Annotated in this window: 23 protein-coding genes; 12 read left to right on the top strand and 11 right to left on the bottom strand. The window is 58.8% G+C overall.

The window, feature by feature from the left end; translation table 11 throughout:
- The first annotated feature begins 47 nt into the window (after positions 1 to 47).
- Both MUN80_RS11750 and hemE read left to right on the top strand, forming a co-directional pair.
- Positions 48 to 1,100 (top strand): UDP-glucose--hexose-1-phosphate uridylyltransferase, encoded by a 1,053-nt coding sequence (locus tag MUN80_RS11750; RefSeq protein ID WP_244724085.1) that lies wholly within the window; start codon positions 48 to 50, stop codon positions 1,098 to 1,100.
- A gap of 248 nt (positions 1,101 to 1,348) precedes the next feature.
- Positions 1,349 to 2,398 carry a uroporphyrinogen decarboxylase gene (hemE, locus tag MUN80_RS11745; protein WP_244724082.1) on the top strand — a complete coding sequence of 350 codons (1,050 nt, stop codon included), beginning with the start codon at positions 1,349 to 1,351 and terminating at the stop codon, positions 2,396 to 2,398.
- A gap of 301 nt (positions 2,399 to 2,699) precedes the next feature.
- Here the strand turns inward: hemE and MUN80_RS11740 are convergent, their stop codons facing one another.
- The 3 genes from MUN80_RS11740 to MUN80_RS11730 form a co-directional block, all read right to left on the bottom strand.
- A complete protein-coding gene (locus MUN80_RS11740; RefSeq protein WP_244724079.1) occupies positions 2,700 to 3,719 on the bottom strand; it encodes a bifunctional heptose 7-phosphate kinase/heptose 1-phosphate adenyltransferase in 1,020 nt (339 codons plus the stop codon).
- 262 nt (positions 3,720 to 3,981) lie between these two features.
- Positions 3,982 to 5,205 carry a pyridoxal phosphate-dependent aminotransferase gene (locus MUN80_RS11735; RefSeq protein WP_244724076.1) on the bottom strand — a complete coding sequence of 408 codons (1,224 nt, stop codon included), beginning with the start codon at positions 5,203 to 5,205 and terminating at the stop codon, positions 3,982 to 3,984.
- A gap of 207 nt (positions 5,206 to 5,412) precedes the next feature.
- Positions 5,413 to 7,407 (bottom strand): glycosyltransferase, encoded by a 1,995-nt coding sequence (locus MUN80_RS11730; RefSeq protein WP_244724073.1) that lies wholly within the window; start codon positions 7,405 to 7,407, stop codon positions 5,413 to 5,415.
- A 198-nt stretch (positions 7,408 to 7,605) separates the two neighbouring features.
- On the opposite strand from MUN80_RS11730, the gene MUN80_RS11725 reads away from it, so the two are divergent.
- From MUN80_RS11725 to MUN80_RS11700, 6 genes are all read left to right on the top strand, one after another.
- On the top strand, positions 7,606 to 8,385 hold the full coding sequence (locus MUN80_RS11725; protein ID WP_244724072.1) for a sporulation delaying protein family toxin: 780 nt from the start codon (positions 7,606 to 7,608) through the stop codon (positions 8,383 to 8,385).
- A gap of 113 nt (positions 8,386 to 8,498) precedes the next feature.
- The gene (locus MUN80_RS11720) at positions 8,499 to 9,275 is read left to right on the top strand and encodes a sporulation delaying protein family toxin (RefSeq protein WP_244724069.1); all 777 of its coding nucleotides are present in this window, start codon (positions 8,499 to 8,501) and stop codon (positions 9,273 to 9,275) included.
- A 147-nt stretch (positions 9,276 to 9,422) separates the two neighbouring features.
- Positions 9,423 to 10,220 (top strand): sporulation delaying protein family toxin, encoded by a 798-nt coding sequence (locus MUN80_RS11715; protein WP_244724067.1) that lies wholly within the window; start codon positions 9,423 to 9,425, stop codon positions 10,218 to 10,220.
- Positions 10,221 to 10,339: 119 nt separating this feature from the next.
- Entirely contained in the window at positions 10,340 to 11,137 is a 798-nt protein-coding gene (locus tag MUN80_RS11710) for a sporulation delaying protein family toxin (RefSeq protein WP_244724064.1), read from the top strand.
- Between the two features lie 361 nt (positions 11,138 to 11,498).
- Complete coding sequence (locus MUN80_RS11705) at positions 11,499 to 12,044, top strand: SdpA family antimicrobial peptide system protein (protein ID WP_244724062.1); 546 nt, start codon at positions 11,499 to 11,501, stop codon at positions 12,042 to 12,044.
- A gap of 8 nt (positions 12,045 to 12,052) precedes the next feature.
- Positions 12,053 to 13,015: a sporulation-delaying protein SdpB family protein gene (locus MUN80_RS11700; protein ID WP_244724059.1), complete on the top strand. Its 963-nt coding sequence runs from the start codon at positions 12,053 to 12,055 to the stop codon at positions 13,013 to 13,015.
- A gap of 11 nt (positions 13,016 to 13,026) precedes the next feature.
- Here the strand turns inward: MUN80_RS11700 and recR are convergent, their stop codons facing one another.
- Positions 13,027 to 13,635, bottom strand: coding sequence for a recombination mediator RecR (gene recR / locus MUN80_RS11695; protein WP_244724048.1), 609 nt, complete (start codon positions 13,633 to 13,635; stop codon positions 13,027 to 13,029).
- A gap of 112 nt (positions 13,636 to 13,747) precedes the next feature.
- The gene (locus tag MUN80_RS11690) at positions 13,748 to 14,029 is read right to left on the bottom strand and encodes an ATP-dependent Clp protease adaptor ClpS (RefSeq protein WP_244724045.1); all 282 of its coding nucleotides are present in this window, start codon (positions 14,027 to 14,029) and stop codon (positions 13,748 to 13,750) included.
- A gap of 231 nt (positions 14,030 to 14,260) precedes the next feature.
- Here MUN80_RS11690 and MUN80_RS11685 point away from each other — a divergent pair, with 231 nt between their 5' ends.
- Both MUN80_RS11685 and MUN80_RS11680 read left to right on the top strand, forming a co-directional pair.
- Positions 14,261 to 16,465 carry a S9 family peptidase gene (locus MUN80_RS11685; protein WP_244724043.1) on the top strand — a complete coding sequence of 735 codons (2,205 nt, stop codon included), beginning with the start codon at positions 14,261 to 14,263 and terminating at the stop codon, positions 16,463 to 16,465.
- A gap of 45 nt (positions 16,466 to 16,510) precedes the next feature.
- Positions 16,511 to 17,317, top strand: a complete 807-nt coding sequence (locus MUN80_RS11680; RefSeq protein ID WP_244724040.1) for a hypothetical protein — start codon at positions 16,511 to 16,513, stop codon at positions 17,315 to 17,317.
- A 288-nt stretch (positions 17,318 to 17,605) separates the two neighbouring features.
- Here the strand turns inward: MUN80_RS11680 and MUN80_RS11675 are convergent, their stop codons facing one another.
- Positions 17,606 to 20,113 carry a DUF4132 domain-containing protein gene (locus tag MUN80_RS11675; protein WP_244724037.1) on the bottom strand — a complete coding sequence of 836 codons (2,508 nt, stop codon included), beginning with the start codon at positions 20,111 to 20,113 and terminating at the stop codon, positions 17,606 to 17,608.
- Between the two features lie 65 nt (positions 20,114 to 20,178).
- Complete coding sequence (locus MUN80_RS11670; RefSeq protein ID WP_244724034.1) at positions 20,179 to 20,574, bottom strand: hypothetical protein; 396 nt, start codon at positions 20,572 to 20,574, stop codon at positions 20,179 to 20,181.
- 172 nt (positions 20,575 to 20,746) lie between these two features.
- Between MUN80_RS11670 and MUN80_RS11665 the strand changes: the two genes are divergently transcribed.
- Entirely contained in the window at positions 20,747 to 21,304 is a 558-nt protein-coding gene (locus MUN80_RS11665; RefSeq protein WP_244724032.1) for a hypothetical protein, read from the top strand.
- A 207-nt stretch (positions 21,305 to 21,511) separates the two neighbouring features.
- Here the strand turns inward: MUN80_RS11665 and MUN80_RS11660 are convergent, their stop codons facing one another.
- Together MUN80_RS11660 and MUN80_RS11655 are read right to left on the bottom strand one after the other, a co-directional pair.
- Positions 21,512 to 22,159: a YceI family protein gene (locus MUN80_RS11660; RefSeq protein ID WP_244724030.1), complete on the bottom strand. Its 648-nt coding sequence runs from the start codon at positions 22,157 to 22,159 to the stop codon at positions 21,512 to 21,514.
- Positions 22,160 to 22,207: 48 nt separating this feature from the next.
- Positions 22,208 to 22,654 carry a MarR family winged helix-turn-helix transcriptional regulator gene (locus tag MUN80_RS11655; protein WP_244724028.1) on the bottom strand — a complete coding sequence of 149 codons (447 nt, stop codon included), beginning with the start codon at positions 22,652 to 22,654 and terminating at the stop codon, positions 22,208 to 22,210.
- A gap of 157 nt (positions 22,655 to 22,811) precedes the next feature.
- Between MUN80_RS11655 and MUN80_RS11650 the strand changes: the two genes are divergently transcribed.
- Positions 22,812 to 23,405 carry a DUF6799 domain-containing protein gene (locus MUN80_RS11650; RefSeq protein WP_244724025.1) on the top strand — a complete coding sequence of 198 codons (594 nt, stop codon included), beginning with the start codon at positions 22,812 to 22,814 and terminating at the stop codon, positions 23,403 to 23,405.
- 41 nt (positions 23,406 to 23,446) lie between these two features.
- On the opposite strand, the gene MUN80_RS11645 is transcribed toward MUN80_RS11650, so the two are convergent.
- Complete coding sequence (locus MUN80_RS11645; RefSeq protein ID WP_244724022.1) at positions 23,447 to 23,860, bottom strand: hypothetical protein; 414 nt, start codon at positions 23,858 to 23,860, stop codon at positions 23,447 to 23,449.
- A gap of 24 nt (positions 23,861 to 23,884) precedes the next feature.
- A complete protein-coding gene (locus MUN80_RS11640; RefSeq protein ID WP_244724019.1) occupies positions 23,885 to 24,910 on the bottom strand; it encodes a dipeptide epimerase in 1,026 nt (341 codons plus the stop codon).
- Between the last annotated feature and the right edge of the window lie 143 nt (positions 24,911 to 25,053).

The raw sequence follows: 25,053 nt of genomic DNA, 5'->3' as shown, positions 1-25,053 counted from the left end.
TAACGAGGCCTTATCTTCCCGAAAGCTGACTTTTACCCCACTCCGCCATGGCTGCTTTTGATACAACCGAACACTCCCACCGCCGCTACAACCCGCTAACCGGCGAATGGATTCTGGTGTCGCCCCACCGCTCCAAACGGCCCTGGCAGGGCCAGCAGGAAGAGCCCGAAGCCGAAACCCGCCCCGCTTACGACCCGACCTGCTACCTCTGCCCCGGCAATACCCGCGCCGGCGGCATCGTGAACCCCAGCTACGAGAGCACCTTTGTGTTCGACAACGACTTTGCCGCCCTGCAGGCCGATGTACCCGCGGGCACCGTCAATGTGAACGGCCTGCTGCGGGCCGAGGCCGAATCGGGGGTGGCCCGGGTTATCTGCTTTTCGCCCCGCCACGACTTGACGTTGCCCGAAATGGAGCCGGCCGCCATTCGCCGCGTCGTGGATGTGTGGGTAGAGCAATACCAGGAGCTTGGGGCCCGAGCGGACATCAACTACGTGCAGATTTTCGAGAACAAGGGCTTTATGATGGGCTGCTCGAATCCTCACCCCCACGGCCAGATCTGGGCCCAGCGCACCGTGCCCGCCGACCCGGCCAAGGAAACCGTGCAGCAGGCGGCCTACTTCCAGGAGCACGGCCGCAGCCTGCTGCTCGACTACGTGGAGCTGGAACTCAAAGAGCAAACCCGGGTGGTGTACCAGAACGAGCATTTCGTGACCCTGGTACCATTCTGGGCCGTGTGGCCCTTCGAAACCCTGCTCCTACCCCGCCGCCACGTCACTTCCATCGAGCAACTCACGGATGCCGAGAGGGACAGCTTTGCCGCCGCCCTACGCGACCTGACCATCCGCTACGACAACCTGTTCCAGATTTCCTTCCCCTACTCGGCCGGCCTGCACCAGCGTCCCACCGACGGGCAGGCGCACGAAAGCTGGCACCTGCACATGCACTTCTTCCCGCCCCTGCTGCGCTCAGCCTCGGTGCGCAAGTTTATGGTAGGCTACGAAATGCTGGCTAACCCCCAGCGCGACATCACCCCCGAATGGGCCGCCGAGCGGCTCCGCAGCCTGACCACAGTGCATTATAAGCAGACCGCGCAGTAGGCTGTTTTTCTGTCCTTGCGAGCAACGTGGAGCAACCCGCCCTCTGCGCAGTAAGGCCTAATCTTTTACCAGAAAGCCCCTTATTCCAGCTGGAGTAAGGGGCTTTTCCCGTTAGAACACTCCGCCCATTTCACAGGACGGATGGCTGCGCATTGCTCGCAAGAGCAGATGAAATAAACTCTCGTCCAAGCATTGCTGCCCAGTAGGCCGTAACTTGCGCCCGATTTCCGGCATCTCTGCCTTTTTCTATGCTCAAGAACGACCTCCTGCTCCGCGCCGCCCGTGGCGAAGAAACCGAACGTACTCCCGTGTGGCTTATGCGCCAGGCGGGCCGAATTCTGCCCGAATACCGTGCCCTGCGCGGCCGCCTGAGCGGCTTCAAAGAGCTGGTCGAGACGCCGGAGCTGGCGGCGGAAGTAACGATTCAGCCCGTGGATGCCCTCGACGTGGACGCGGCCATCATCTTCTCCGACATCCTGGTGGTGCCCGAGGCCATGGGCCTGACCTACGAAATGGTGGAAGCCCGCGGGCCGCTGTTTCCCGAAACCATCAAAACAGCCCAGGACGTAGCCCGCATGCGCGTCGCCGACCCCGAAGAGCACCTGGGCTACGTGCTTGAAGCCATCCGTGTGACCAAGCGGGCTTTGGGCGGCCGGGTGCCGCTCATCGGCTTTGCCGGCGCGCCCTGGACGATTCTGGCCTACATGGTAGAAGGCCACGGCTCCAAGACCTTCAGCAAGGCCCGGCGCATGCTCTACACCAACCCCGAGCTGGCCCACGAGCTGCTCGACAAAATCACCCGCACCACCATCAGCTACCTGCGGGCCCAGGTAGAGGCCGGCGCCAACCTCATCCAGGTGTTCGACTCCTGGGCTGGCATTCTGCCCCCCGACCACTACCAGCAGTTTTCGGCCCGTTACATTGCCGCCATCTGCGACGCCATGCCCGCCGACGTGCCCGTGACGGTGTTTGCCAAAGGTGCCTGGTTTGCCGTATCCGACTTCGCCCACTTCAACTGCCGCACCATCGGCCTCGATTGGAACGAGGACCCGCGCCTGGTGCGGGCCGCCATCGGCGACGCCAAAACCCTGCAGGGCAACCTCGACCCCTGCGCCCTTTACGGTTCGCGGGAGCAGGTTCAGACGGCCACCATCGAGATGCTACGCCGCTTCGGTCCCCAGCGCCACATTGCCAACCTGGGCCACGGCGTTTACCCCGACACTGACCCCGACAACGTGCGTGTCTTCATCAATACCGTGAAGGAATTCAGCACCCTGGCCCGCGAAGGCGCTATTTAGAAAATAACGTGTCCTTGCGAACAGCGCGAAGCCATCCGTCCTCTGCGAAGGTAGCCCTGCCCTTTTTCCAGAAAGCCCTTTCTCGTTGCGACGGGAAAGGGCTTTTGCGTGGATGAAGAAACGCTTACTCGCGTCTCCGTCGTTGAACAACAATCGTTGCTATGGCGCCCACGAGCAAACGCAAAAACTACATTCGTAAGGAAAGGCTTTCTGCTAAAAAGGCGGGACTACCTGCGCCGAGGACGGATGGCCGCCGCTTGATACGCGGAATGCCCTTCTTCCTCGTAAGGACAAGAGGATATTAGCTCACCAGCACCTGAGCTGCCTGCGCCTCTTCCAGCAGCCGCTGCTTCTCGATCGGCACGACGCCTACCTGCTCGCAGACCAGGCCGCCGCCGAGGTTGGCCAGAGCGGCAATGACCGGCGGCTCCAGGCCCAGGGCCACGCAGAGGGCAGCAATGCTGATAACCGTGTCGCCGGCGCCGGATACGTCGGAAATCATGCGCAGGTGGGCCGGGATGTAGCTGCGGCCACTCTGCTGCGACTCGCTGAACACGCCCCGCTCCGAGAGAGTGACGAGCACGATTTCGGGCTGTAGCAGCTCGCGCAGGCGCTCCACGGCGGCTTCGAACTGGGGCCGGTCGGCGTCGGTGTCGCCAAACTCGAGCTTCAGGCCCTCGCGCAACTCTTTGAGGTTGGGCTTAAACAGGGTGCAGTGCTGGTAGGCCAGGAAGTTCTTCTTCTTGGGGTCGACGACGGTGGGAATGCCTTTTTGCCGGGCCAGGGAAATGAAGTGGGCAATGCTGCCAGAGTTGAGCACGCCCTTGTCGTAATCTTCAAAAATTACCACGTCGGCGCGGTCAATCAGGGCTTCGTAGCGGGTCTGCAGGGCGGCAGCCTCGCGGTTATTCAGGTCGGTTTCCACTTCCGAATCGATGCGCAGCAGGTGCTGCCCGGCAGCCAGGATGCGCTGCTTGACGGTCGTAGGCCGGTCGGGGCTGCGCACGATGCCCTCGGCCGAGAGGTCCTTGTCGCGCAGCAGCTCCAGCAGCTGGTCACCGCCGGTGTCTTCGCCAATGACGGCGCACAGCAGCGGGGTAGCACCCAGGGCCTGCACATTCAGGGCCACGTTGGCGGCCCCGCCCAGGCGCTGCTCGGTGCGACTCACATTCACCACCGGCACCGGTGCCTCGGGCGACAAACGGCTGGCCTTGCCCCAAACGTAGGCGTCCATCATCACGTCGCCCACGATGAGTACGGTCAGGTGGTTGAAGGCAGCAAATACGGCGGGCAGAGTGGCAAGCGAAGCGGCAGTCGACATTAGAGCAATTCAAAGGGAAGCCGCAAAGGTAAACAGGCGCAGCGGAATAGGTAGTTGGGAGGTTGCCTGGTGTTTTTTCGGCTGTCATCCTGACCTTAACGAAGGGCCTTCCGGATCCACTAATGATTTTGTACCCATGCAAAAAGCCCTTTCCACGCGAGTAAGAAAGGGCTTTCTGATAGAAGGAAGTTTATCACCAGCAGGAAACGGATTGCTGCCGCTTGATGCGCGGAATGTCGTGCCTGCTCGCAAGGACAGTTTTTTACACCAGCTTGTCTAGGCTTACTTTAATACGGCGGAAGGCTTCCTGTAGCTTTTCATCGGCGGCGGCGGTGCTGAAGCGGATGCAGTTGGGCGCCCCGAAGGCCTCGCCGGTGACGGCCGCTACGTGGGCCTCGTTAAGCATGTAGAGGGCCAGGTCGGTGGCGGTGTTGATAACGGTGCCATCCGGGGCAGTACGGCCGAAGTAGGCGCTGACGTCGGGGAAGATGTAGAAAGCACCGCTGGGCGTGGGTGTCTTGAAGCCCGAAATTTCCTTGACCTGCGCTAGCACCAAGTCGCGGCGGCGGCGGTAGGCGGCCACCATTTCATCGGCCGAGGTCCGGCCCCCTTCCAACGCTGCCAGGGCTGCGCGCTGAGCTACCGAGCAGGTGCCGGAAGTAATCTGGCTTTGCATTTTCTCGCAGGCGGCGGCAATGGCCTTGGTGGCGGCCAGGTAGCCCACGCGCCAGCCCGTCATGGCGTAGCCCTTCGAAAAGCCGTTAACGGTGATAACCCGCTCCTTTACTTCGTCGAACTGAGCCAGGCTGGCATGCTCACCCACGAAGTTGATGTACTCGTAAATCTCGTCGGCAATGACGTGGATGCGGGGGTAGCGGGCCACGACTTCAGCAATGCGGCCCAGCTCCTCCCGCGAAAACACCGCCCCCGTGGGGTTGCAGGGCGAAGAGTACATGATGAGCTTGGTGCGGGGCGTAATGGCCGCTTCCAGCTGCTCGGCCGTCACTTTATAATCGTTCTCGAGGGTGCCCAGCAATGTCACGCTCACGCCTTCGGCCAGGCGCACCATCTCCTCGTAGCTGACCCAATAGGGCGCAAACACGATGACCTCGTCGCCGGGGTCCACCAGGCTCAGCACTGCGTTGGCCAGGGCCTGCTTGGCCCCGGTGCTCACCACGATGTTCTCGCACTGATAATCAAGATTGTTTTCGCGCTTGAGCTTGTCGGCAATCGCCGTGCGCAGGTCCACGTAGCCGGGCACGGGCATGTACTTGGTGTAGCCCTCGTCCATGGCCTTTTTGGCGGCTTCACGAATGTATTCCGGCGTGGCAAAATCCGGCTCACCGAAGCTCAGATTAATCACGTCGATGCCCTGAGCCATCAGCTCCCGGGCTTTTTTGGCCATGGCAATGGTTTGAGACTCCTGCAGAGCACTGATGCGCTCCGACAAAACGGAAGTAGTAGGCATGGCAGTAGAGACAGACATACAAAACAGGTTGGGGTGGGATACTGCAAAAGTACGGATTTGCCCACGGATCAACCTTGCCACCACTTCAACAGCGAAAGCAGCTAGCCAACCAGAGAAGACCAGAAAGCTTGTAACAAAACGGGCTGTAACAAAATAAATTTGTTACAGCCCGTTTTGTTACAAGCTTTCTGGGTCAGGTTAGCGCGTTGAGGTGGTGAGGGTAGGTTACCCCTGCCGGCCTAGCTCACGCAGGCAGCGCAGCATAATGCTTACATCCATGGAAGGCTCGTAGTCTTTGGCGTAGAGCAGTTCCAAACGGCGGCGGGTGGCTTCGGGCAGGGCATCGGCGGCATGGGCCGCGTCGGCGGGGGACAGAATGGCCCGGGCCGTGCGGCGCGGGCCCACGGCATGGCGCAGCCCCACCCAGGTACTGGCCCCGCCCAGCACGCGCAGGCAGTTGCGCAGAAAGCCGCCCTTTTCCTTCTGCACCCAGATCAGCAGCGGGGCTCCGGCGAGCAGCAGCAAACTCAGCAGCACGTCGAAGACGCGCTTGGTACGAGCCTGCTGGGGCTGGTAGAGGTTCAGGGCAATATCGAGGGCGTAGTAGTCGCCGGGCGAGTCTTTCGAGGAACTGCCGATGATGTACTGGCTGTCTTCGGGCAGGATTTTGTAGGCCACCGGCGGATCCTGGGGCAGGCTTACCATCAGGGCAATAATCTGGCTGGCCGACAAATCCTTGCCGCAGAAAATCAGCTCATCCAGGTCGTAGATGCGGATAATGTCGTCGAGCTGCCTCACCTCCCCTAGCGGGTCGTCCGGTGAATGAGTGAATGAGTGATGGAGTGAGTTTTGTGGCTCGGCATTATCGGGCGTCACGTAGCCGATGATGCGGGCCTGCACGGCGGCGGTTTCGAGCAGGCGGCGCACCCGGCGACTTTCCTCGGCCGAGCCCACGATGGCCACGTTTTTTTGGCGCCGCTCGTTTAGGCGCAGGTCACGGTAGCGGTAGAAATGCAGGGCCAGGCGCCGCCCCACCAGGGCCGCAATGCTCCAGACCCCGCCCAGAATGATGAGGGCCTTGGAAAAGCGGTAGGCGTCGAGGAAGTTGGAAAAGGCCGAAATCAGGACCGTACCGATGAAAATACCCCGTACGATGCGGCCGGTTTTGGTGGGCTGGTCGTAGGCCCCGCTGAAAAAGGCCGAGGTGAGCCACACCACAATATAGGCCGGCACGGCCACGAGCATAAACTCGGGCGGGTAGTCGGTGCGCACGTACTTGTGGTTCTGCTCCCAGTAGGACTTCAGAAAGTACATGCCCCCGTAGATCAGGCCCGCGTCGAGCAGCACCGGGGCGGCTTGCAAGAGCAGACGCTGGCCCACGGCCAACCCCGCCCGCAGCCAGATAGCCAGGTTGATGAGCAACGAAAACGTGCCGGCCCGCTCGGGCGCGAAGTGCTTGCGGGCAAAAATCACCATGGCCCGGTAAAACACAAACACGTAGTTGACGCTGGTGCGCTTGGTACTCTCACCCTTGTAGTGAATGATGCGGGTACCGGGGAAATAGTAGTTTTTCCAGCCGCCCTGGGTCAGGCGGTACGAGAGGTCAATGTCCTCGCCGTACATGAAGTAGTCTTCGTCGAGCAGGCCCACCTGGTCGAGGGCGGTGCGGCGCATGAGCATAAAGGCCCCGCTGAGCACTTCAATTTCGTGGGCCTGGTCTTTGTCGAGGTAGCCGAGGTGGTAGCGCCCGAACGTGCGCGACTTGGGAAACAGGCTGGCCAGCCCGAAAATCTTGTAGAAGGCCACGGCCGGCGTGGGCAGGGCCCGTTTGCTTTCGGGCAGAAACTTGCCTTGCCCGTCGAGCATCTTCACGCCCAGCCCCCCGCCGTCGGGGTGCTGGTCCATGAAGTCGCAGCAGGCCCGGAAGGTGTCTTCCTCTACCACCGTATCAGGGTTGAGCAGCAGGATATATTCGCCCTGGGCCACGCGCATGGCCTGGTTGTTGGCCTTGCTGAAGCCCGGATTGTCCTTGTTTTCAATCAGAATGACTTCCGGGAACCGGGCCCGCACCATGGCCACCGAGCCGTCGACGGAGTTGTTGTCGACGACGAAGACTTCGGCCGGGGCCCCGAGTTTTTCCACCGCCCGCCGCACCGACAACAGGGCCTGCTCCAGAAAATAGCAGACGTTGTAATTAACAATAACGATGGACAGCTTCACGGGGTGCAAAGGGAGCAGCAGATTAGGGCGGCGAAAGTTACGCACTTAAGCCCGTATCCCGGCCTGGCGGCCAATTGGTCCCGACAATCCTGGGGTTTGTCCCATAAGTATGGTAGTGCCCTCCAATTGCCGTAGGCTTGTATCGAACCCGGCGTTAACGGACTTTATCTTCTTATTCTATCCTCATCTTTATTTAGCATGGCACCACCAGTGTATTCGCTATCCTCACTCAAAACTCTGGGGCTGGCAACCGCAGTCAGCTTTTTAGCTCCGAGCTGCGCCCCGAATGAAGTAATTGCGCCCGACGCACCCACCACCAAATCCCAGCGGGAGAAGGTTGATTACTCGGGCGAGGAGCTGTTCCGGGGCATCTTCTTCTTCGAGGGCCGGGTGGCCGAGCAGATTCCGTCCTTCGACGCCTACCGGGCCACAATCCGTAAGGCCGGCGTTCAGCACCCCGAGGTGCTGGTGAAGCGGGCCCAAACTGTGGACGCCCTGGTGAAAGGCGTGCGCAGCATCTACCCCACCTACTTCATGGAGCTCAAGCAGGCCATTGCCTCCGAGAACTTTGAGCGCATCAAGGGCGCCATCCGCAAGGGCACGGCCCTGAACGAAGCCGCCGCCCTCTCTACCCTGACTACGCCCGAAGACAAGCAGGCGTTCCTGCAGCGTCGGCAGGTAATTCAGGCCCTGAACATGGCCGACTACGACTTCAAGAAGGAGAAGGACCTCAAGCGCTTCGTGCAGGACTCCAAGCAGGCCCTGGCGGATGCGGGCTACGAGTCGAGCCAGGCTGTCCAGGACGAGGTAGAATACGCCTTCGTGTACCAGCAAACCGACGTGTTTGCCTACCAGTACACCTCGGTCTTTATTGCCGAGAGCGTGCACGCCTGGTTTGAGCAGCTGGCCGACCAATCGGGGGCCAGCCAGCTGGAAGTAGAGCTGCTCATCAAGGAGCTTTCGCACAAGCTCAACTAAGCGGGGCCGCTTCCTTTCGCCGGGCCAGCCTTCCCCGCTGTGCGTACCAGTGGCCATCGGCCACGCGTTATACTTATCTTATCCAGTGTTATTTATTATTAGCCTCTATCGTTATGCTTCTATCCATTCGTGACGCTGCGTCACCTAAAATTTTGGGCCTGCTGCTGGCCGGCAGCTCGTTGCTGGCCAGCTGCGCCAAAGAAGATTCGGTGGCGCCGGATACGACCGTCGCCCAGGCCAAGTCGCAGGACTACACGGGCGAGGACCTCTACCGGGGCATCTTCTTCTTCCAGGGCGAAGCGGCAACCAAGGTACCGGCCTTCGACTCGTACCGGGCCATGATTGGCAAGCAGGTAGCGGAGCATCCGGGCCTGGCCGCCGCCCGGAACCGGAATATCGACCTGATTGTAGCGTCGGTCCGCAGCCTGGACCCCACGTATTTTGTCAAGCTCAAGCAGGCCATCAGTTCCCAGGACTTCCAGCGCATCAAGGCCGCTATCCGGCAGGGTACTACCCTGAACGAGGCCGTAACGCTCAATACGCTACCTTCCGCGGCCCAGAAGCAGAGCTACCTGCAGCGAAAGCGCGTGCTGCAGTCCCTGGATATGAAGCGTTACGACTTCAGCAAGGAGCAGGACATTACCCGCTACACCCAGGATGCCAAGCAAGCCCTGACGGCCGCCGGCCTGGATACGGCGCCCGTCATGCTGCAGGAAGAGGCCTCCTTCGTGATGGTCTACCAATCGGGGGACTATGTGGCCTACCACAGCGTGTCGGTTTTCGTGGCCGAGGTGGCCCACGCCTTCTTTGAGTTCATCAATGAGCAGTCGGGCGACAACAAGATGGAAGTGGAAATGCTGATTAAGCAGCTGGCCCTCAACCTGAATTAATCCGACACTGGTGGGTGCCGGTGGGGCTTACCTGCGGCCAGCAAGGCGCACAACAGCCTCTGAGTCAACACACAATTCCCCCATAACAACTCTTTATTTTCTCATTTTCTCAATTTTCCATTTTTCTACCTTTTAACCTTTATTGTTATGATTAACTCAATCCGCAACTCGAAATTCACGAAGTCGGCCATGATGCTGGGCCTCACCTCTTTCCTGGCCGTAAGCTGCGCCAAGGATGAACTGCAGGCTCCCGCGCCGGTAGCTACTGCCGCCAAGGCCGATGTTTCGGGCGAAACCCTGTTTCGCGGCATTTTCCTGATGGAAGGGGATATTGCCAAGAAGCTGCACACCCTCGACTCGTTCCGCCTGGCCATGGAGAAGGCCGCCAAGAACGACCCGACCTACGAGCAGAAGCGCCAGAAAGGCAACGACCACCTCGTGGAACTCGTGCGGAAGCTCGACCCCAACTACTTCAACGAGCTGAAAGGCGCCATAGCCTCCCAGGACTTCGCCAAGATTGACGGCACCATGCGCAAAGGCGGCATGCTGATTCAGACCGTCACCGTTGGGGCCCTGTCGACGTCCGCCTTCCAGAAGCGCAAGGCTGTCATTGAGAAGATGGACATGAGCAAGTACGACCTCAAAAAGGAAAGCGACGTCACCCGCTTTATGCAGGACGTTAAGCAGAAAGTAGACGAGGCGGGTGGTGATGACGCTTCGGTGCAGCTGCAGGAAGAGGCGATGGTCGTGGCCCTGGCGCTGGCCGCCGTAGTAGCCGCCGTAGCCTGGGAAGCTGTAGCCGTGGTGAACGTAGCCGTGGTAGCTACGGTAGCCGTGTACGCTGCCGCCCTGATGTGGCGCCCCGCCGGCACCGACGCGGCCGATGGGCAGGGCAGCCTGGAAAAAGAACAGTTCATCAAGGAAATTGCCCTGAGCCTGAACTAAGGCAGTCAGGTACCGGAAAACCTGGAGGCCTCCTGGCCACGCCCCGGAGGCCTCCACCGTTTTGCCTTGCTGCATCCTTTACGCTATAGTTATATCCACTACGCCTTATCCTTCCGTTTATGTTTGCTTATCTGCGTAAATCGACCTCTGTTAAAGCCTTGAGCCTGTTGGCTGTGGGCACCTCCCTGATGATGAGCTGCAGCAAGGACCAGGTGCAGCCCTCCGCTCCCGTTGAGCACCACGCGGCCAGCGCGGCTGCCTACAGCGGCGAGGAATTGTTCCAGGGCATTTTCCTGATGCAGGGCGACGTAGCCGCCCGGATTCCTTACTTCGCTCCGTTGCGTTCAGCTATAGCGAAAAACCTGCGTGAGCACCCGGAGCAGCAGCAAAAAAGGCAGCAGGCAGCTGAGCGGGTTACCCAACTGATAAAGCACCTGGAGCCCGGCTATTTCGCCGAACTCAAGGCGGCCATAACATCCCAGAACTTCAACCGCATTGAGGAGTCGTTGCGCAAAGGCGCAGCGCTACACAAAACGGTCATTCTTTCCTTGTCTTCCAGCGCCCAGCGTACCCAGCAAGCCGAACTGCTCAAGCAACTGGACATGAGCAAGTACGACTTCCGTAAGCAGGAGGACCTGGAGCGGTATATGGCCGATGCCAAAGCCCTCAGCGCCCACGCCGCTACGGAAGCCGGGGTAGCCGACCAACTAGAGCAAGGCCTTGTTATCGATGAAGGTGTAGTCATCGTTGTTGCCTACTGGCAGATTTACGCCTGGAGCCTTTATGCGGCCATCATCCTGCCGACCATCCAGAGCCCAGACAGCCAAGTCAGCACGGTAATGCAGCAGCGGGCCGATCTGGAGAAGGAGAAGCTAGTGCGTGACCTGGCTTTTCTTGCCAGCGGTCAGCACAACTAACTGTTGATTCACCGGCCTGAGTGGCCTCTCCTACCGCGGGAATAGCCCAGCGGCCCGCCTGCTACCTTGAACCGCAAGGAGCCTTCGTCAGAACGGCTCCTTGCGGTTTTTTTGCGGGGTTAGCCCAGAGCCCATGAGCCACGACGATGCCCTGCCACGGGCAGCATGACTCTGGCCGCCGGTGGAGGTGCCATTGGGTTATAGCTGACCGCAAACGCCCTGTTTATCCCGATAAACAGGGCGTTTGTGTAATAGAATTTAGCTGTTGAAAACGGCCGTTTATCTTCCTTTCACTAAATAAAACCCACCGTTATGGGGGCTTGATGCAGTTATTTCTACCACACTCTACTACCTGCTACTTATGGAAATTAAACGCTTCTCTTTCTACCTCACCGTGCTGCTGCTGGGCTTTGTCCTGGTTTCGAAGGCCGTGCAGGCCTCTGTCGGTGTCAATGCCACGGAAACGACTTTTCAGGAGCGCTACGCCTTTAGCGTGCTGCTGCCCGAAGGCTGGGGATTTTTTACTAAGAGCCCGCGCGACGAGAAACACGTGCTCTACCGGGTTTTGCCCGACAAAACCCTGGCAGTAGCCACGCCTAAGAATGCCGATCCGGAAAACCTGTTCGGCTTTTCACGCCGGAGCCGGCGCACAAGTATGGAATTCAGCCGGGTAATGGCCCACATCAAGACCAAGGACTGGGACAAGTACCAGACCTACTCCCTGCACGACCTGCTTTCCTCCGATACCATTGCCGCCGTGCAGATACCCTACTCCACCAAGCAGTTCAACCAGCTGGAAAAGGGCACTTATATCGTGAAGCGCTACTCCATCGTGCCCTGGGCCTGGGCCCAATACCCCGAGCACTACACCAACCCCGAGCAGTACCTTAAACTAACTATTAAGTAAGCATCGCCATGTATAAGAACACGTTACGCGCCCTCGATACCTACGCCTCCGTTAATCCTTTCACCTGGGTCTACGGGCTGGGCCGCAGCCTGATTGCGCTCGGTACGCTGATAACGCTGGTGCTGAGCAGCCCCACTATTCTATTCGACGAGCAACTGTTCGGCAAAATGAGCCTGGATTCGTCGTTGGAAAACTTCAACATCTACTTCCTCTTCGGCTTCGCCAACCTTAGCTATGCCTACGCGCTGAGCATCGTGGTGCTGCTGCTGGTGATTTCGGGCGTGTTTCCGCGCTACACCGGCATTCTGCACTGGATAGTAACGTACAGCTTTTTCCAGTCGGGCAGCATTGTGGAGGGCGGGGACCAGATTGGCTCGATTCTCACCATGCTCCTGATTCCGGTGACCCTGCTCGACGGCCGCAAAAACCACTGGGTGAACACGCCCCAGGCCAGCCCGAACTACTACGCCAACTTTATTGGCCGCGGGATGCTGGCCCTGATTGCCCTGCAGATGGCCGTGCTGTATTTTCACGCGGGCATCGAGAAAATGTACAAGCTTGAGGAGTGGAAAAACGGCACCGCGGTGTACTATTTCTTTAATGACCCCCTGTTTGGCTACCCGGCCTGGATGCATGGCATTCTGGCTCCGGCCCTGACCAACGGCTACGTCGTGACGGCGCTTACCTGGGGTACCATGGCTTTTGAGGTCGTCCTGTTTGGCTCGCTGTTTATGGCCTCCCAAAAGCGCAAGCAGCTGATCTGGCTGGCGCTGGGCTTCCATCTGGGCATTGCTCTGGTCTTTGGGCTGGTCAGTTTCTTCTGCGCCATGGCAGGCGGCCTGATCTTGTATATGATACCGGTAGAAACAAAAATTCCGGTTCTGCGCCGTCGCAAAACCGGAATTTCACAGCTGGCTACTCCGTATGAATTCGCGCAGCGCTCAGCGGTGCTCGAGCCCGCTACGGCCTGATAAAGGTTGGGTTATTTGGCCTGACGGGTACGCTCCACGATGGAGCGGCCCAGGGTGATTTCGTCGGCGTACTCTAGCTCGCCGCCCATCGGGATGCCGCGGGCAATGGTGCTGATGTGCACGTCGGGAAACTCGCGCAGCTTGCGCGACAGAAAAAACGCGGTGGTATCGCCTTCCATCGTAGGGCTGATGGCCAGGATGATTTCCTTGATTTCCGACTCCGGAATGCGGGTCAGCAGCGTGTCGATGTGCAGGTCGGAAGGGCCAATGCCCTCGATGGGCGAAATCACGCCGCCCAGCACGTGGTACACGCCCTTGTACTGCCCGGTGTTTTCGATGGCAATAACGTCGCGGATATCCGACACCACGCAGACCATGCTATGGTCGCGCAGCTTGTTGGCGCAGATGCTGCACTCTTCCGTGTCGGAGATGTTGTGGCAGGTTTGGCAGTAGGTTATTTCAAAGCGCATTTTGGCCAAAGCCTCGGCTAGGGCACTGGTGGCTTCGGTTTCGGCTTTGAGCAGGTGCAGGGTAAGCCGCAGTGCCGTTTTACGCCCGATACCGGGCAGCTTGGCCAGCTCACCAACTGCGTTTTCTATCAGCTTGGAAGGAAACTCCATCAAGTAATGTGCGAATGTGGTTGAATGTGCTAGTGTGCTAATGCAAGAAGTGCGCTACACTAGCCATCTTGACCATTAGCACATCAGCACATTAACAATTAGCACATTAGAATCAGAGTACGTCGGCCGAAATTCCCCGGTCGTGAATGGCGGTGCACATGCTGGCCAGTTCCTCGTACGCGCCGTGCTTAACGGTGCACTGCCCCTTGTGGTGAATCAGCAGGGTGCACTGCTCGGCTTGCTCAGGCTCGTGGCCGCACACGTCGATAAGGGTCCGGATGACGTGCTCGAAAGTATTTACGTCATCGTTGTACACGATTAAGTCGCGCACGTCGATGGTTTCTTCCAGCAGGAGTACATCCTCGTCGTAGTCGATTTGCGGTTTGGTCGTCATGGCACAAAAGTACGGAAAATCGGGTAAAAAACCGTGTTTACCAGGCTCGCCCGGCGTAGTATAACCCGCTAGCGGCCAGAATCGTTTCCGGGCTTTACGCTAATATTTCAGGGGTTCTATATGCCGGCCGGACCCGGCAAAAGGCGGAAAGACAAGGCCGATAATTCCCGCGGGGTTGTTCGCAAATCCGGCGTAATTTCCAGCCTTGAACCTTCCCTCCTTTCCCTCTTTATGCCCCATTCCCCCTTGCGCCTAGGCTTCGTACTCGTGCTGGCGCTGGTGAGCCTGCTGCCGGCCCGGGCCCAGCAGCAGCGGCTCGCCATGGACGATGCCTTCCTCAACCGCGACCTGCAACCCGAGAACCTACTGCAACTGGCCTGGATTCCGGGCACCAAAGCTGAATTGGCCTATGTCCAGACTAAGGAAGTAGAGCCTTCAATTACCAGACACACCTTGGTTCGTAGCTATGCTGCTGACACCACCTTGACTGTAGCACTTAGGAGCACTCCACTTGCCGCAGCACTCTATCAAGCTGGTGCCAAGGTAAGTGTCTTAGGTCTGCCAAAAATGAGCTGGCAGAATGACCACACAGTATTAACCGTTAACTCAGGAGATTCTGTATCAAGGGCCGTTTATGCGTACGACCTGAAAACGAAAAAAGCTAATAGGCTATTCCTGTATGATGAGCAAGCGCAAAACATCGACTATGACCCGACCAAAACCCGCATAGCCTACACCAAGGCTCAGAATCTGTACGTGTCGCTCAGCGGCCGCGAAAACGAGGCCGTGACCCAGGAAACCAACCCGGGCATCGTGAACGGGCAGGCGGCCCACCGCTCGGAGTTCGGCATTACCAAGGGCACGTTCTGGAGCCCTAAGGGTCAGAAGCTGGCTTTCTACCGCATGGACCAGACGATGGTAACCGACTACCTCATCGTGACGGTGCTGCCCACTCCGGCCCAGGCCGTGTCCATCAAGTACCCCATGGCTGGCGACAAAAGCCACGAGGTAACCGTAGGCGTGTACGATCTGCACACGCGCAAAACAGTGTTTTTGCAAACCGGAGAGCCCCGGGAGCAATACCTGACCAACCTGAGCTGGAGCCCCGACGAGAAGTTTGTCTACGTAGCCGTGCTCAACCGGGCCCAGAACCACATGTGGCTGCGCCAGTACGACGCGACTTCCGGGGCGTTGGTCAAGACTTTGTTTGAGGAGCAGGACGACAAGACCTTTGTGGAGCCCTTGCACCCGGCGCAGTTTGTGCCCGGCCACCCCGACCAATTCATCTGGCAAACCCAGCGCGACGGGTATAATCATCTTTACCTCTACTCCACCAATGGCAAGCTGCTGCGCCAGCTCACTAAGGGCCCCTGGCAGGTAACCGAGGTGCTGGGCTTTGCCGACAACAACCGGGAAGTCGTGTTCCAGAGCACGGCGGCCAGCCCTTTGCAGCGCCGCATTTACAGCGTAAAGCTCAGCGGGGGCAAGGTGCGGGAACTCACGCCCGAGGCCGGTACCCACACGGCCACGCTCAGCCCCGACGGCAGCTTCCTGCTCGACAATTTCAGCTCGGCCACCACGCCCCGCATCATCCGGACGGTGAGCGTGAAAACGGGCAAAACCGGCCAAACCCTGCTCACGGCCCCCAACCCCGTGGCCGCCTACCAGCTGGGCCAAACTAAGCTGTTTCCCATCAAGGCCGCCGACGGGCAAACTGACCTGTACTGCCGCCTGATTACGCCGCCCAACTTCGACCCCAGCAAGAAATACCCGACAGTGGTCTACCTCTACGGCGGCCCCCACGTGCAGCTCGTAACCGACTCCTGGCTGGGCGGCTCCAACCTGTGGATGCAGCTTATGGCCCAGAAAGGCTACGTGGTATTTACCCTCGACTCCCGCGGCTCCGGCAACCGGGGCTCGGCTTTCGAGCGGGCCACCTTCCGGCAGCTCGGTACCCAGGAAATGGCTGACCAGCTCAAGGGTGTGGAGTATCTGAAAAGCCTGCCCCACGTGGATGCGGCCCGCATCGGCATTCACGGCTGGAGCTTCGGCGGCTTCATGACCACCACGATGATGACGCGCAGCCCCGGCACGTTCAAGGTGGGTGTAGGCGGCGGCCCGGTTATCGACTGGCGCCTGTACGAGGTGATGTACACGGAGCGCTACATGGATACACCCCAGGAAAACCCCGAAGGCTACGACCAGGCCAATCTGCTCAACTACGTCGACAAGCTTCAGGGCCGCTTGCTGCTCATTCACGGCACCGTGGACGACGTGGTGGTATGGCAGCACAGCCTGGATTACCTTAAGGCGGCCGTGGATAAAGGTATTCAGCTCGACTACTTTGTGTACCCCGGCCACCCGCACAACGTGGGCGGCAAAGACCGGGTCCACCTCTACACCAAAATAACCCAGTACTTCGACGAGCATTTATAGGCCCGTCGGCTTTTGTTTCCACGCTCCCACCCTAGTGTTTTCCGCATGAAGTCTTTCGTAGTGGCCCTGTGCGGCCTGTTGCTGGGCGGCCCGCTGGTGGCCCGGGCCCAGTCGCCCCAGTCGGGGGCCCTTCGACTGCCCTACCGCAGCCCGGTATCGGGCGACGTGGTGGAACTGAGCGTCGACTCAGTTGACTATATCAAGGCTACTGCTCTCAATGAGGCGGTCTTCAAAAACTTCAGCGGGCAGGTATTTGCCAGCCTGGGCTATGCGGCCGCCCACTACGACGGCCTCAACAGCCTGCTCCGGCAGGCTGGTTTTCCGCAGGTCGACAATGGACAGTTCAGCTACGGCGGCGGGGGCAGCGTACGGTTCAAACGCGTGGTGCTGGGCATTGAGGGCGTGGTGTACGATAGCAGAAGAAAACAGCAGAACCTGCAGACCGAGCTTAAGTCGTCGAATGCGCTCAACTACCTCGGATACGCTTTTTTCAACCGCAAGCACACGCAGTCCTTCACTCCCACGCTGGGCGTCACCTACGCCTCGACCGATATTACCTTGACCGAACTCGACCCGAAAAGCTCTACGACGGCCGGCTCCTTGCTCACTGGGCCCGCTTTTGCCCGTATCCTGCACTACCGCAGCACCGGGCTGGCGCTGGGCGCGCACTACGAGGTCTATCCCTTTGATGCCGCCGTGCTAAAGCGCTGCGTCGTGGGCCTGCACCTCAACTACTCGCCCCGAATAGGCAAAGGCCACTACTACGCCACCGACCACAAGCAGGGAATAGCTGGCCCCGACCTAAATCCGCTGCTTTTCTCGGCCCGCGCAGTGTTTGGCTTCGTGTTTTAAAGAAGTTATATCGATCCGCAGAGAGCAACCTGCCCAACGGCGCCATCCTGAGCAGAGCATTCCGCGCATCAAGCGGCGTGACCTTTCTTGCCCCCCCAAAACAGGTAGTGCCAACAAAAAGCCCTTTACCAGCACACGGTAAAGGGCTTTTGCACTTTTAACAAGCTTGTCCCCAAGGTGAGGGAGGTCACGCCGCTTGATGCGCGGAATGCTCTGCTCAGGATGACAGGCGAAACAAGTACTCTAGATGCTGCTCAACTATGCTCGGACTACCGCCTAAGCATCATTTTACCGCTTGATCTGACGGTTGATGGTTTCGTCGGTAATCTTGTCGTCGTCCATCAGCAGCAGGGCTTTGCTCAAGATAATAGAAAGCACCGCGTCGCCCTCGAAGGGCAAAAACACGTCGGCGGCGCTGGGCGCTTTGGCCGACCGGTCGGGTACGATGCAGAGGTACTGGTCGTTGGGCTCCATCAGGATGTTGCCCGAGCCCAGGTGAATCTTGTAGGTGCGCAGCTTGCCGCGCACCACCAGAAACCGGTCCTGAATTTCGCTCACCTTCCCAATTTTCATGCGGGGCACCAGCCGCTCCAAGGCCAGTTTGCGGTTTTTGGCTACTTCGCCCAGCTCCCCAAAGCTGTAGCTTTCCCAGTAGTTACGATAAGCCGGCAGCCCACCATTGTCGCGCCATTGCGGGTCGTTACCCACGCTGGCTACGCCCACGAACAGATCCACGTCGCGCATTACCTCCGAGAACACCAGCGGCGGCACTTCCGGGAGCGGTACCGTTCCGTGGCCCGTCACGAAGCGTACTTGGTCGGTGCTGACGTAATTCCAGATTCCGGCGTCGTTCCAGGCATCGTCGGCGTTTACTTCGCTTACCCAAAACTGGGCTTGCAGGCCATACGCGGGCAACTCTAGCGTCGCTGAGTCCGATTCGTAGCCTTTGTCGTAGGCTCCCATCAGGCGGTAGCGCCAGCCGCGCAGCTTGGTCAGGGAGTTAAACTGGTGCTGACGCAGAATGTGGGCCGCCATGCGGTTGGAATACGTGCCGGTCCGCTCCTCGGGCGGGGTGAGCAGGTAGAGCTCCCGGTAGGCTTGCTTCAGGGGCTGGCGCAATTGCCGGGCATCCAGCAGCTGGCGCCAGGCCAGCACTTCCGTCATGGAAACCAGCACGGGATGCCACAGCTGCACCTGAGTTTCGGCCCCGGGAGCTGCCACTGGTTGCCCCTGGGCATTGTGCCAAGCTTCATCGAGCCACAGCGCATCGGTGTGGGAGCCGTCGGGGTGATGAAAGCGCCAGATCAGCGGCCGGACCAAGTAGCTGAGCAGCTCATGCTCGAAGTAATACTGCTGAAACCAGGCTAGCGGCAGCCGCCGGCCCTCCACGAAGCTGCGGTCGAGCCGCTCGCGCTGGGCTGTCAGGTTTTGCTGCACCTGGGTTTGGGTTTCCTTCAGCTCTTTCAGCTCGGCGGCGTGGGTTTTCTTCAGGGCCGCCGGCACCGATTTCAGCTCCTTGCCGTCCTTGTGCCACTGCACTTCCGCCTTACCCTCGACCAGTTGCAGCCGGGCTTGGTAGTCGCCGTAGTGGTATTCGGCCCGACCCTGGGTCAGGCCCAGCGTGGGCACGGCCATGTCTTCAATTTCGGCGGGCGTCACGCCCAGCTCCAGCGCAGCTTTTTCAAGGTAGCCCTGAATTAGCGCCTGAGTATTGGACTGCTTTACTTTCAGCTTCAGCCTCGACAAGTGCCCCACCCCCGGCAGGCCGCCCTGGGCCAATGCCAGCACGCAGGCATTGCCCAAGCTGGAGGCTATTTGCCCCTGCCCCGGAACCTTACGGTAACACTTTAGCGCCAAGTCCTCCAGGACCGAGTACATGGCCGGCATGAGCACCAAGGCACTCGTCCACACCAGCCCCTTGGCTGGATTCAGGTTCGGACCCGTCAGCAAATAGGAGTTGGAGTACGTGCTGGGGTCGTTGTCATACGAATACGTTTGAACGGGCAGCTGGCTTAAGCAGGTTAGCCACACGCTGTACTGCGCCGCCACAGTAGCCTGGCCAATAGCAGCAATGGCCGCCTCTGCTTCCTTCTTAAACTTGGCCGTGGGCTGGGCCCCGCTGGTTTTTTGCCACAGCTGTAATAGCCGCAGCCAGGGCTGGGCCGTGGCCGGGGGCAGTTGCGCTACAAACGCATTCAAGGCCTGCCCGAAAGCATCGTTGTCCGAGAAAATAACCGTCGGCAAATGGTTTTCCCCGTTCTGGCCGAGAAGTTCCTGCACTTTCACCCGCAGCTTCATCAGCCCCGTGTCGGTGGAGTTGACGGCCATAATGGCCAGCAGTTGCCGCAGATAATCGAGTATCTCCGCTTCCAACGGCTGCTTTTTCGCCTGCTTTTCCAGCTGCGCCAGCGTGGGCAGCACCGGAAACAGGGCCATGGCATTGGCAATGCCATTGATATTGGCTCCTTCCAGCTTCAGCCCGTAGAGGTGAAGTAGCCGCACATAGTCGGCATTGGTCAATTCTAGAGTACTGCGCACCAGCACCTTGAGCAACATATCCAGATCGTAGTCGAACGAATAGCTGCCTTCCGGTCGGCGCATTTGGGCCGCCACAGCCAAAACCAGCCGGCCTTTGTAGGCCGCGTCCCGGTCTTTGAGTTCCTGATACGTCGCCAGATCGGTCAGCTTGTAATAACTCAGCTTCCGCTCCTTGATTTCGCGCAGATACGCCTCAATGACGGGCTGCATCTCAACTACTTCGGGCGGGGTGGGAGCTGTTTCAGGTATACTAGCCATAGAATAGCAAGAATTGAAAAGCGAATGGGCAAATAACGGTGACTGGGGCCAAAACCCCACCCGCATCAGCCGCCCACCAGCGGCGTAAGCTTGATAAAGCTGGCCGTAGCGCCGCTGCCCAGCCACACTTCCTCTTCCAGGCTATCCACCTGCCGGTCGTTGACGAGTACGAAGTAGCTATTTTGCAGAAAGCCTTCCAGCGCCTTGTAGAGCTGGGTTTCAGTGTCAATTGGCTTGGCCGTGCGCAGCAGCCGGAAGCCGTTAAGCACCTGCTCCGACTCCAGGGGCTGCACCAGGCCCTGAAATATTTCCTGCTGCCGACTATTGTAGGCCGCTACTTCCTGCTGCACGCGCTGGGCAATTACGTCGCGCACGGTGAGCATCTCCTGGGTAATTTCCAGCTCAAGTCGGTTGAGGATGCCGCCCGCTACGGTTTCATCCTGAATGGTGAGTAAAGCCATAAAATGAATGCTGATATTGGTGAAATCTTCCGGTTAGGCGTCCGCAACTAACGCCGTTAGCCAAGGCAATGTACTAACAAAGTTAGCAAAAGCAATTCTTTAGCACCTGTTTTTGCTTCGGGGCGTATTGTCCTGTTAGTTTCCGGTTTCCCTCTTGCCCTGCTCCTGTCCTATGCCCGTTCCGTCCTCCGAATTCAAGAAAGCCCTCAAACGCCTACCCGATGCTGACAAGGAAAAGCTGCTGCTGCGGGCCGTGCGCCGCGACGCGGAACTCTACGAAACCCTGGTTTTCGAGCTGCTGCCGGATGTGACGATAGAGCAGGTGTATGAGCAAACCACCGACCGGATTCACGAGCTGTTCAACGTGGCCGTTACCGGGCGCCTGCTCAACCGTAGCCTCAACAAGGCCCTGGGCAAGGCCGTAAAGGAAAGTGCCCGCTCCCGCCGCATTACCAAGGATAAGCGCCTGGAAATAGACCTGAACCTGTACGCCCTGCGTATCATTTTCGACAACTATACCGGGCAGTTCGACTCGCCCTACAACGGCTTTTACGTAAGCACTGCCCGGCTCACGGCCCGCACCGCTCAGCTTATTCTGACCAACCTGCACGAAGACCTCTGGCTGGAGTACAAGCCCGAGCTCGACGACTTTCTGCAGCAGCTCCACGGCCGCAGCAAAAGCCGCAACCTGCGCTTCGAGCTGCCCCGGGAGCTGGTCGTGCCAGGTTAGAAGCAGGATTGGGAGTAGTGCTTTTTTCTTTTTTCCTTCTGTATGCGCCGCGTGGTCACGCAAAACCCGAACACCATGCTCAGCCCAATCAGATTCCCTCCCCACCCCAGCCGACGGCCAATAGTCAGCTGACGACGACGCGTACAGTCATAAAAAAGCCCCCGCCGTGTAGCACGGCGGGGGCTTTTTTGGTGGGCGCTAGGCCAGTTATTGCTTGGCAATAACGTTGAAGCTCAGGGTGAAGTCGTTGTCAATGGCTTTGTCGCCAATGCTTTCGAAGAACGACTTCGAACCGTATTTGATGTCGAACTGGGTCCGGTCGATGGTAGCGGTGCCCGAGGCGGCGGCTACACCATTCTTCACGCCGATTTTGGCGGGGAAGCTGATTGGCTTGGTGATACCCTTGATGGTCAGGTCGCCGGTTACGGTAGCGTTGTTAGCGTTGGCAGCCGCGCCTTTGATGGGGGTAATCTTGGTGATTTTGAAGGTCGAGGTCGGGTTCTTCTCGATGCCGAAGAAGTCGTCGGCGCGCAGGTGACCCACCAGTTTGCCGTTGGTGTCAGCGTCGGTGATGTCGGTTACCTTCAGCGAGTTCATGTCGATTACGAAAGTGCCGCCAGTGATTTGGTTGCCTTTTACTTCCACGTCACCGCTCTTGAACTGCAGCGTGCCGTTGTGCTGGCCCGTCACTTTTTTACCAACCCAACCCAGGGTGCTGAGCTGGGGCTGAACTTTATACACCGTAGCGGCAGCCTTGGTGCTGGTGGCTACTTTCGGAGCCGAAGGATCTTTGGCAACGGCCGGAGCAACCATGATAGACGCAACGAACAGAGCGGAAAGAGCAATTTTTTTCATGACTAAAGGGTAGTGAAGGGGAAACAGTATGGAGTTGACTGAGAAACGTCAGTCGCGGATTTTATCGAGAATGGTATTGAGCTGCTGGGCTTCTTCCAGCGTGAGCGTCTTCAGGCCGTGGTGCAAGTCCACGCGGGCATCCATGCGCTGGAGCAGTTCCAGGCCGCTGTCGGTGATGCGGATATCCACAGCCCGGCGGTTGCTGGGGCACACGGTGCGCGTCACCAGGCCCTTGGCTTCGAGCTTATCGACAATGCGCGAGGCGTTGCTGGTTTTGTCGAGCATGCGCTCAATGAGCAGGTTGACGGTGGCCGGTTTGGGGTGCTGACCGCGCAGGATGCGCAGAATGTTGAACTGGGGCAGGGTGATGTCGAATTCGCGGAACGAGGCGGCCTGCTGCTGCTGCAGCCAGCCCACAGTGTAGACCAGATTGATCAGGCCTTTCTGGTACTCGTCCTTGAACACGGGCTGCTTGATTTCGTCTTCGATTCTCATGGTCTGCATTCAGCCGGGCTGGATTACGTTGCAAATATATGTACATACATTTAATGTCGCAACATAGTTCGCCGAAATATTTTTTGATTGTCTAAATCCGGCAAAAACAGAATTGCGGCAAACCCGTAAGCTCAGCGTATTAACCAAACACCGCGCCATGAATCGTCACTTCCTCTCCGCTGTTCTGTTGCTGGCGCTGGCCAGTCCGCTTAGCGCCTGGGCTCAGTCCTCGCCCCAACCGAAGCCTGCCCGCCCCGTCGGCGCCATTTCGGCCAACAACGCCGACCAGTTTCTGATGCGCGACGGCGAAGTAGTGTTGCGCTCGGGTTCCGGCACTAAGCCCCTGACCCAGAACGTGGTGTTGAGCAACGGCACGAAAGTTAATTACAAGAGCGGCATTGTGGAGCTGCCTGGTGGCAAAAAAACCACCCTCAAAGAAGGCGACTACGTGACCATGCAGGGCGACATTGTGTTTGCTACGCCCGGCAGCGCCGCCGCCTCCCGCGGTACTACAGCCCCAGCCAGCGGCCAGTTTGAACAGTACGTGGACCGCAACTCTCCGCCCACCACGGCCGACATGGAAACCCGCCTGACCAGCCTCAACAGCCGCATCACGCTCATGGCCCAGAAAATCCAGCTGCTCAACGACAAAATCAGTTTGCTAAGCTCCAGCACCCAGCGCCCCGCCGATACCAGCCAGCTCGACCAGCAAATCAAAGCTCTGGATGAAAAGCTACAGCAAGTGAAGTAGTGCGGTACTGCTGGCTCCGTTAGGAGCATAAATACAAGGCGTCACCTGTCTGGGTGGCGCTTTACTTGTTTTACAGACGTTGTTTGAGCAAGTTGGTTGACGGCAATGTTTGCGCAGAAATAGTGTTTATCTGCCGAACGGACGTGGTTTCGTTTCCTTTCAATGATTAATACCCGGGTAAGCTTAGCATTGGCGCCGTCCAACTCTTCACTTCTCTTGATAGTCAGCTGCCCCGGCAGGTAATGCAGCAGAATAGTGTCTCCTTTTAACTCGTACCGCCCCTGAGCCGTGTTTATACCATTATGAAGTATTTCAAAATCGTTGTTTCGGCTATACAGCTGGATATAGTGTAGCTCGTCGACTGCCGAAAAGAGAATATCCTTCCGCACACTGCAGGATACCAGAAGTACCATCAAGCTGATTCCGAGGTGCTTTACCATAGTATTCTTACGCATTACTACCGGGTTGAATCATGCCATTCAACTTACTACCGGCCGGAGCGTTTTCCAGCACACGGGCAGCGGCGTAAGCACGCCTTTTTCTTCCCGCACCAACCCGAATGGCTCGTCGCGCAGAATGAGGAAGCCGTCCAGGTCGCAGACGTCGGCCAGGTGACTGATCTGCAGAGCCGACCAGATGCCGAGCGAAGTTTCGACCATGCAGCCCAGCATCGTTTGCAGGCCGTGGGCGCGGGTTTGCTGCAGCAGGCGCAGGCCGTTGAGGTAGCCGCCGGCCTTCATTAGCTTCATATTTACGCCGTGAAACTGCTGGGCAATGCTCTTGAAGTCGGCGGCGGCAGTAACGGACTCGTCGGCAAAAACCGGCCAGGGCGAGCGGCTGCGCAGGTAGCGGTAGTCATCGGGGCAATCGGCGGGCAAGGGTTGCTCCAGCAGGCGCACCCGCAGGCCGGGCAAGGTTTGGGCCCGCTCCAGAAACTGCAGCAGCGAGTCGGCATCGGTCCAGGCTTCGTTGCCGTCAATGAGGATTTCGCGGCCAGGCAAGGCCTCAGTCAGGGCCCGCAGCAGCTCGAAGCCACTATCCTGATTTACCTTGACTTTGAGCTGGGCAAAGCGGCTCATGCCCTGCTCTTGCACAAACCCGGCCACCGCCCCGGGTTCCATGATGGGCAGGGTAAAAGCCGTAGCCACGGGCCGGCTTGGGGCGGGCACACCCAGCCAGGCTGCCACCGACTGCCCCCGCAGCGCGGCTTCGCGGTGCACAAACGCCGACTCCAGGGCAAAGCGCAGGGCGTGGGACGGCGTATGGGCCGAAAGAAATTCTTCCAGCTCGGGCAGGTGGGTGCAGTGTCCCAGGCCGGCCTGCACCAGGGCGGCAAATTCGGCGGTCAGCCCCTCGGGGGTTTCGCCGTAGCGCACGTTGGGCGCGGCCTCGCCCCAGCCCGCAGCAGAGCCCTCCCCTACCCGTACCAGCAGGTTGGTTTTAGTATCGGAAGCATTGCGGGAAATCTTCCAGGTAAAGCGCAGCGGCAGCTCGTAAGCGGCCATCGTCCAGGGTAACGGCACGGGGTAGATACAGTAGAGTAGAATAGATTACAGAGTTACGGAAAAACAAGATTGAAAGGAGCAATTCACCACGAAAGCCAAAAACCTATCTTTGCTCAGATTCCCGCCTTGTATCCCCTCCGTTT

It is taken from the genome of Hymenobacter cellulosivorans (assembly GCF_022919135.1).
Lineage (GTDB): Bacteria > Bacteroidota > Bacteroidia > Cytophagales > Hymenobacteraceae > Hymenobacter > Hymenobacter cellulosivorans.
This window is presented reverse-complemented; position numbering and strand designations above follow the sequence as displayed.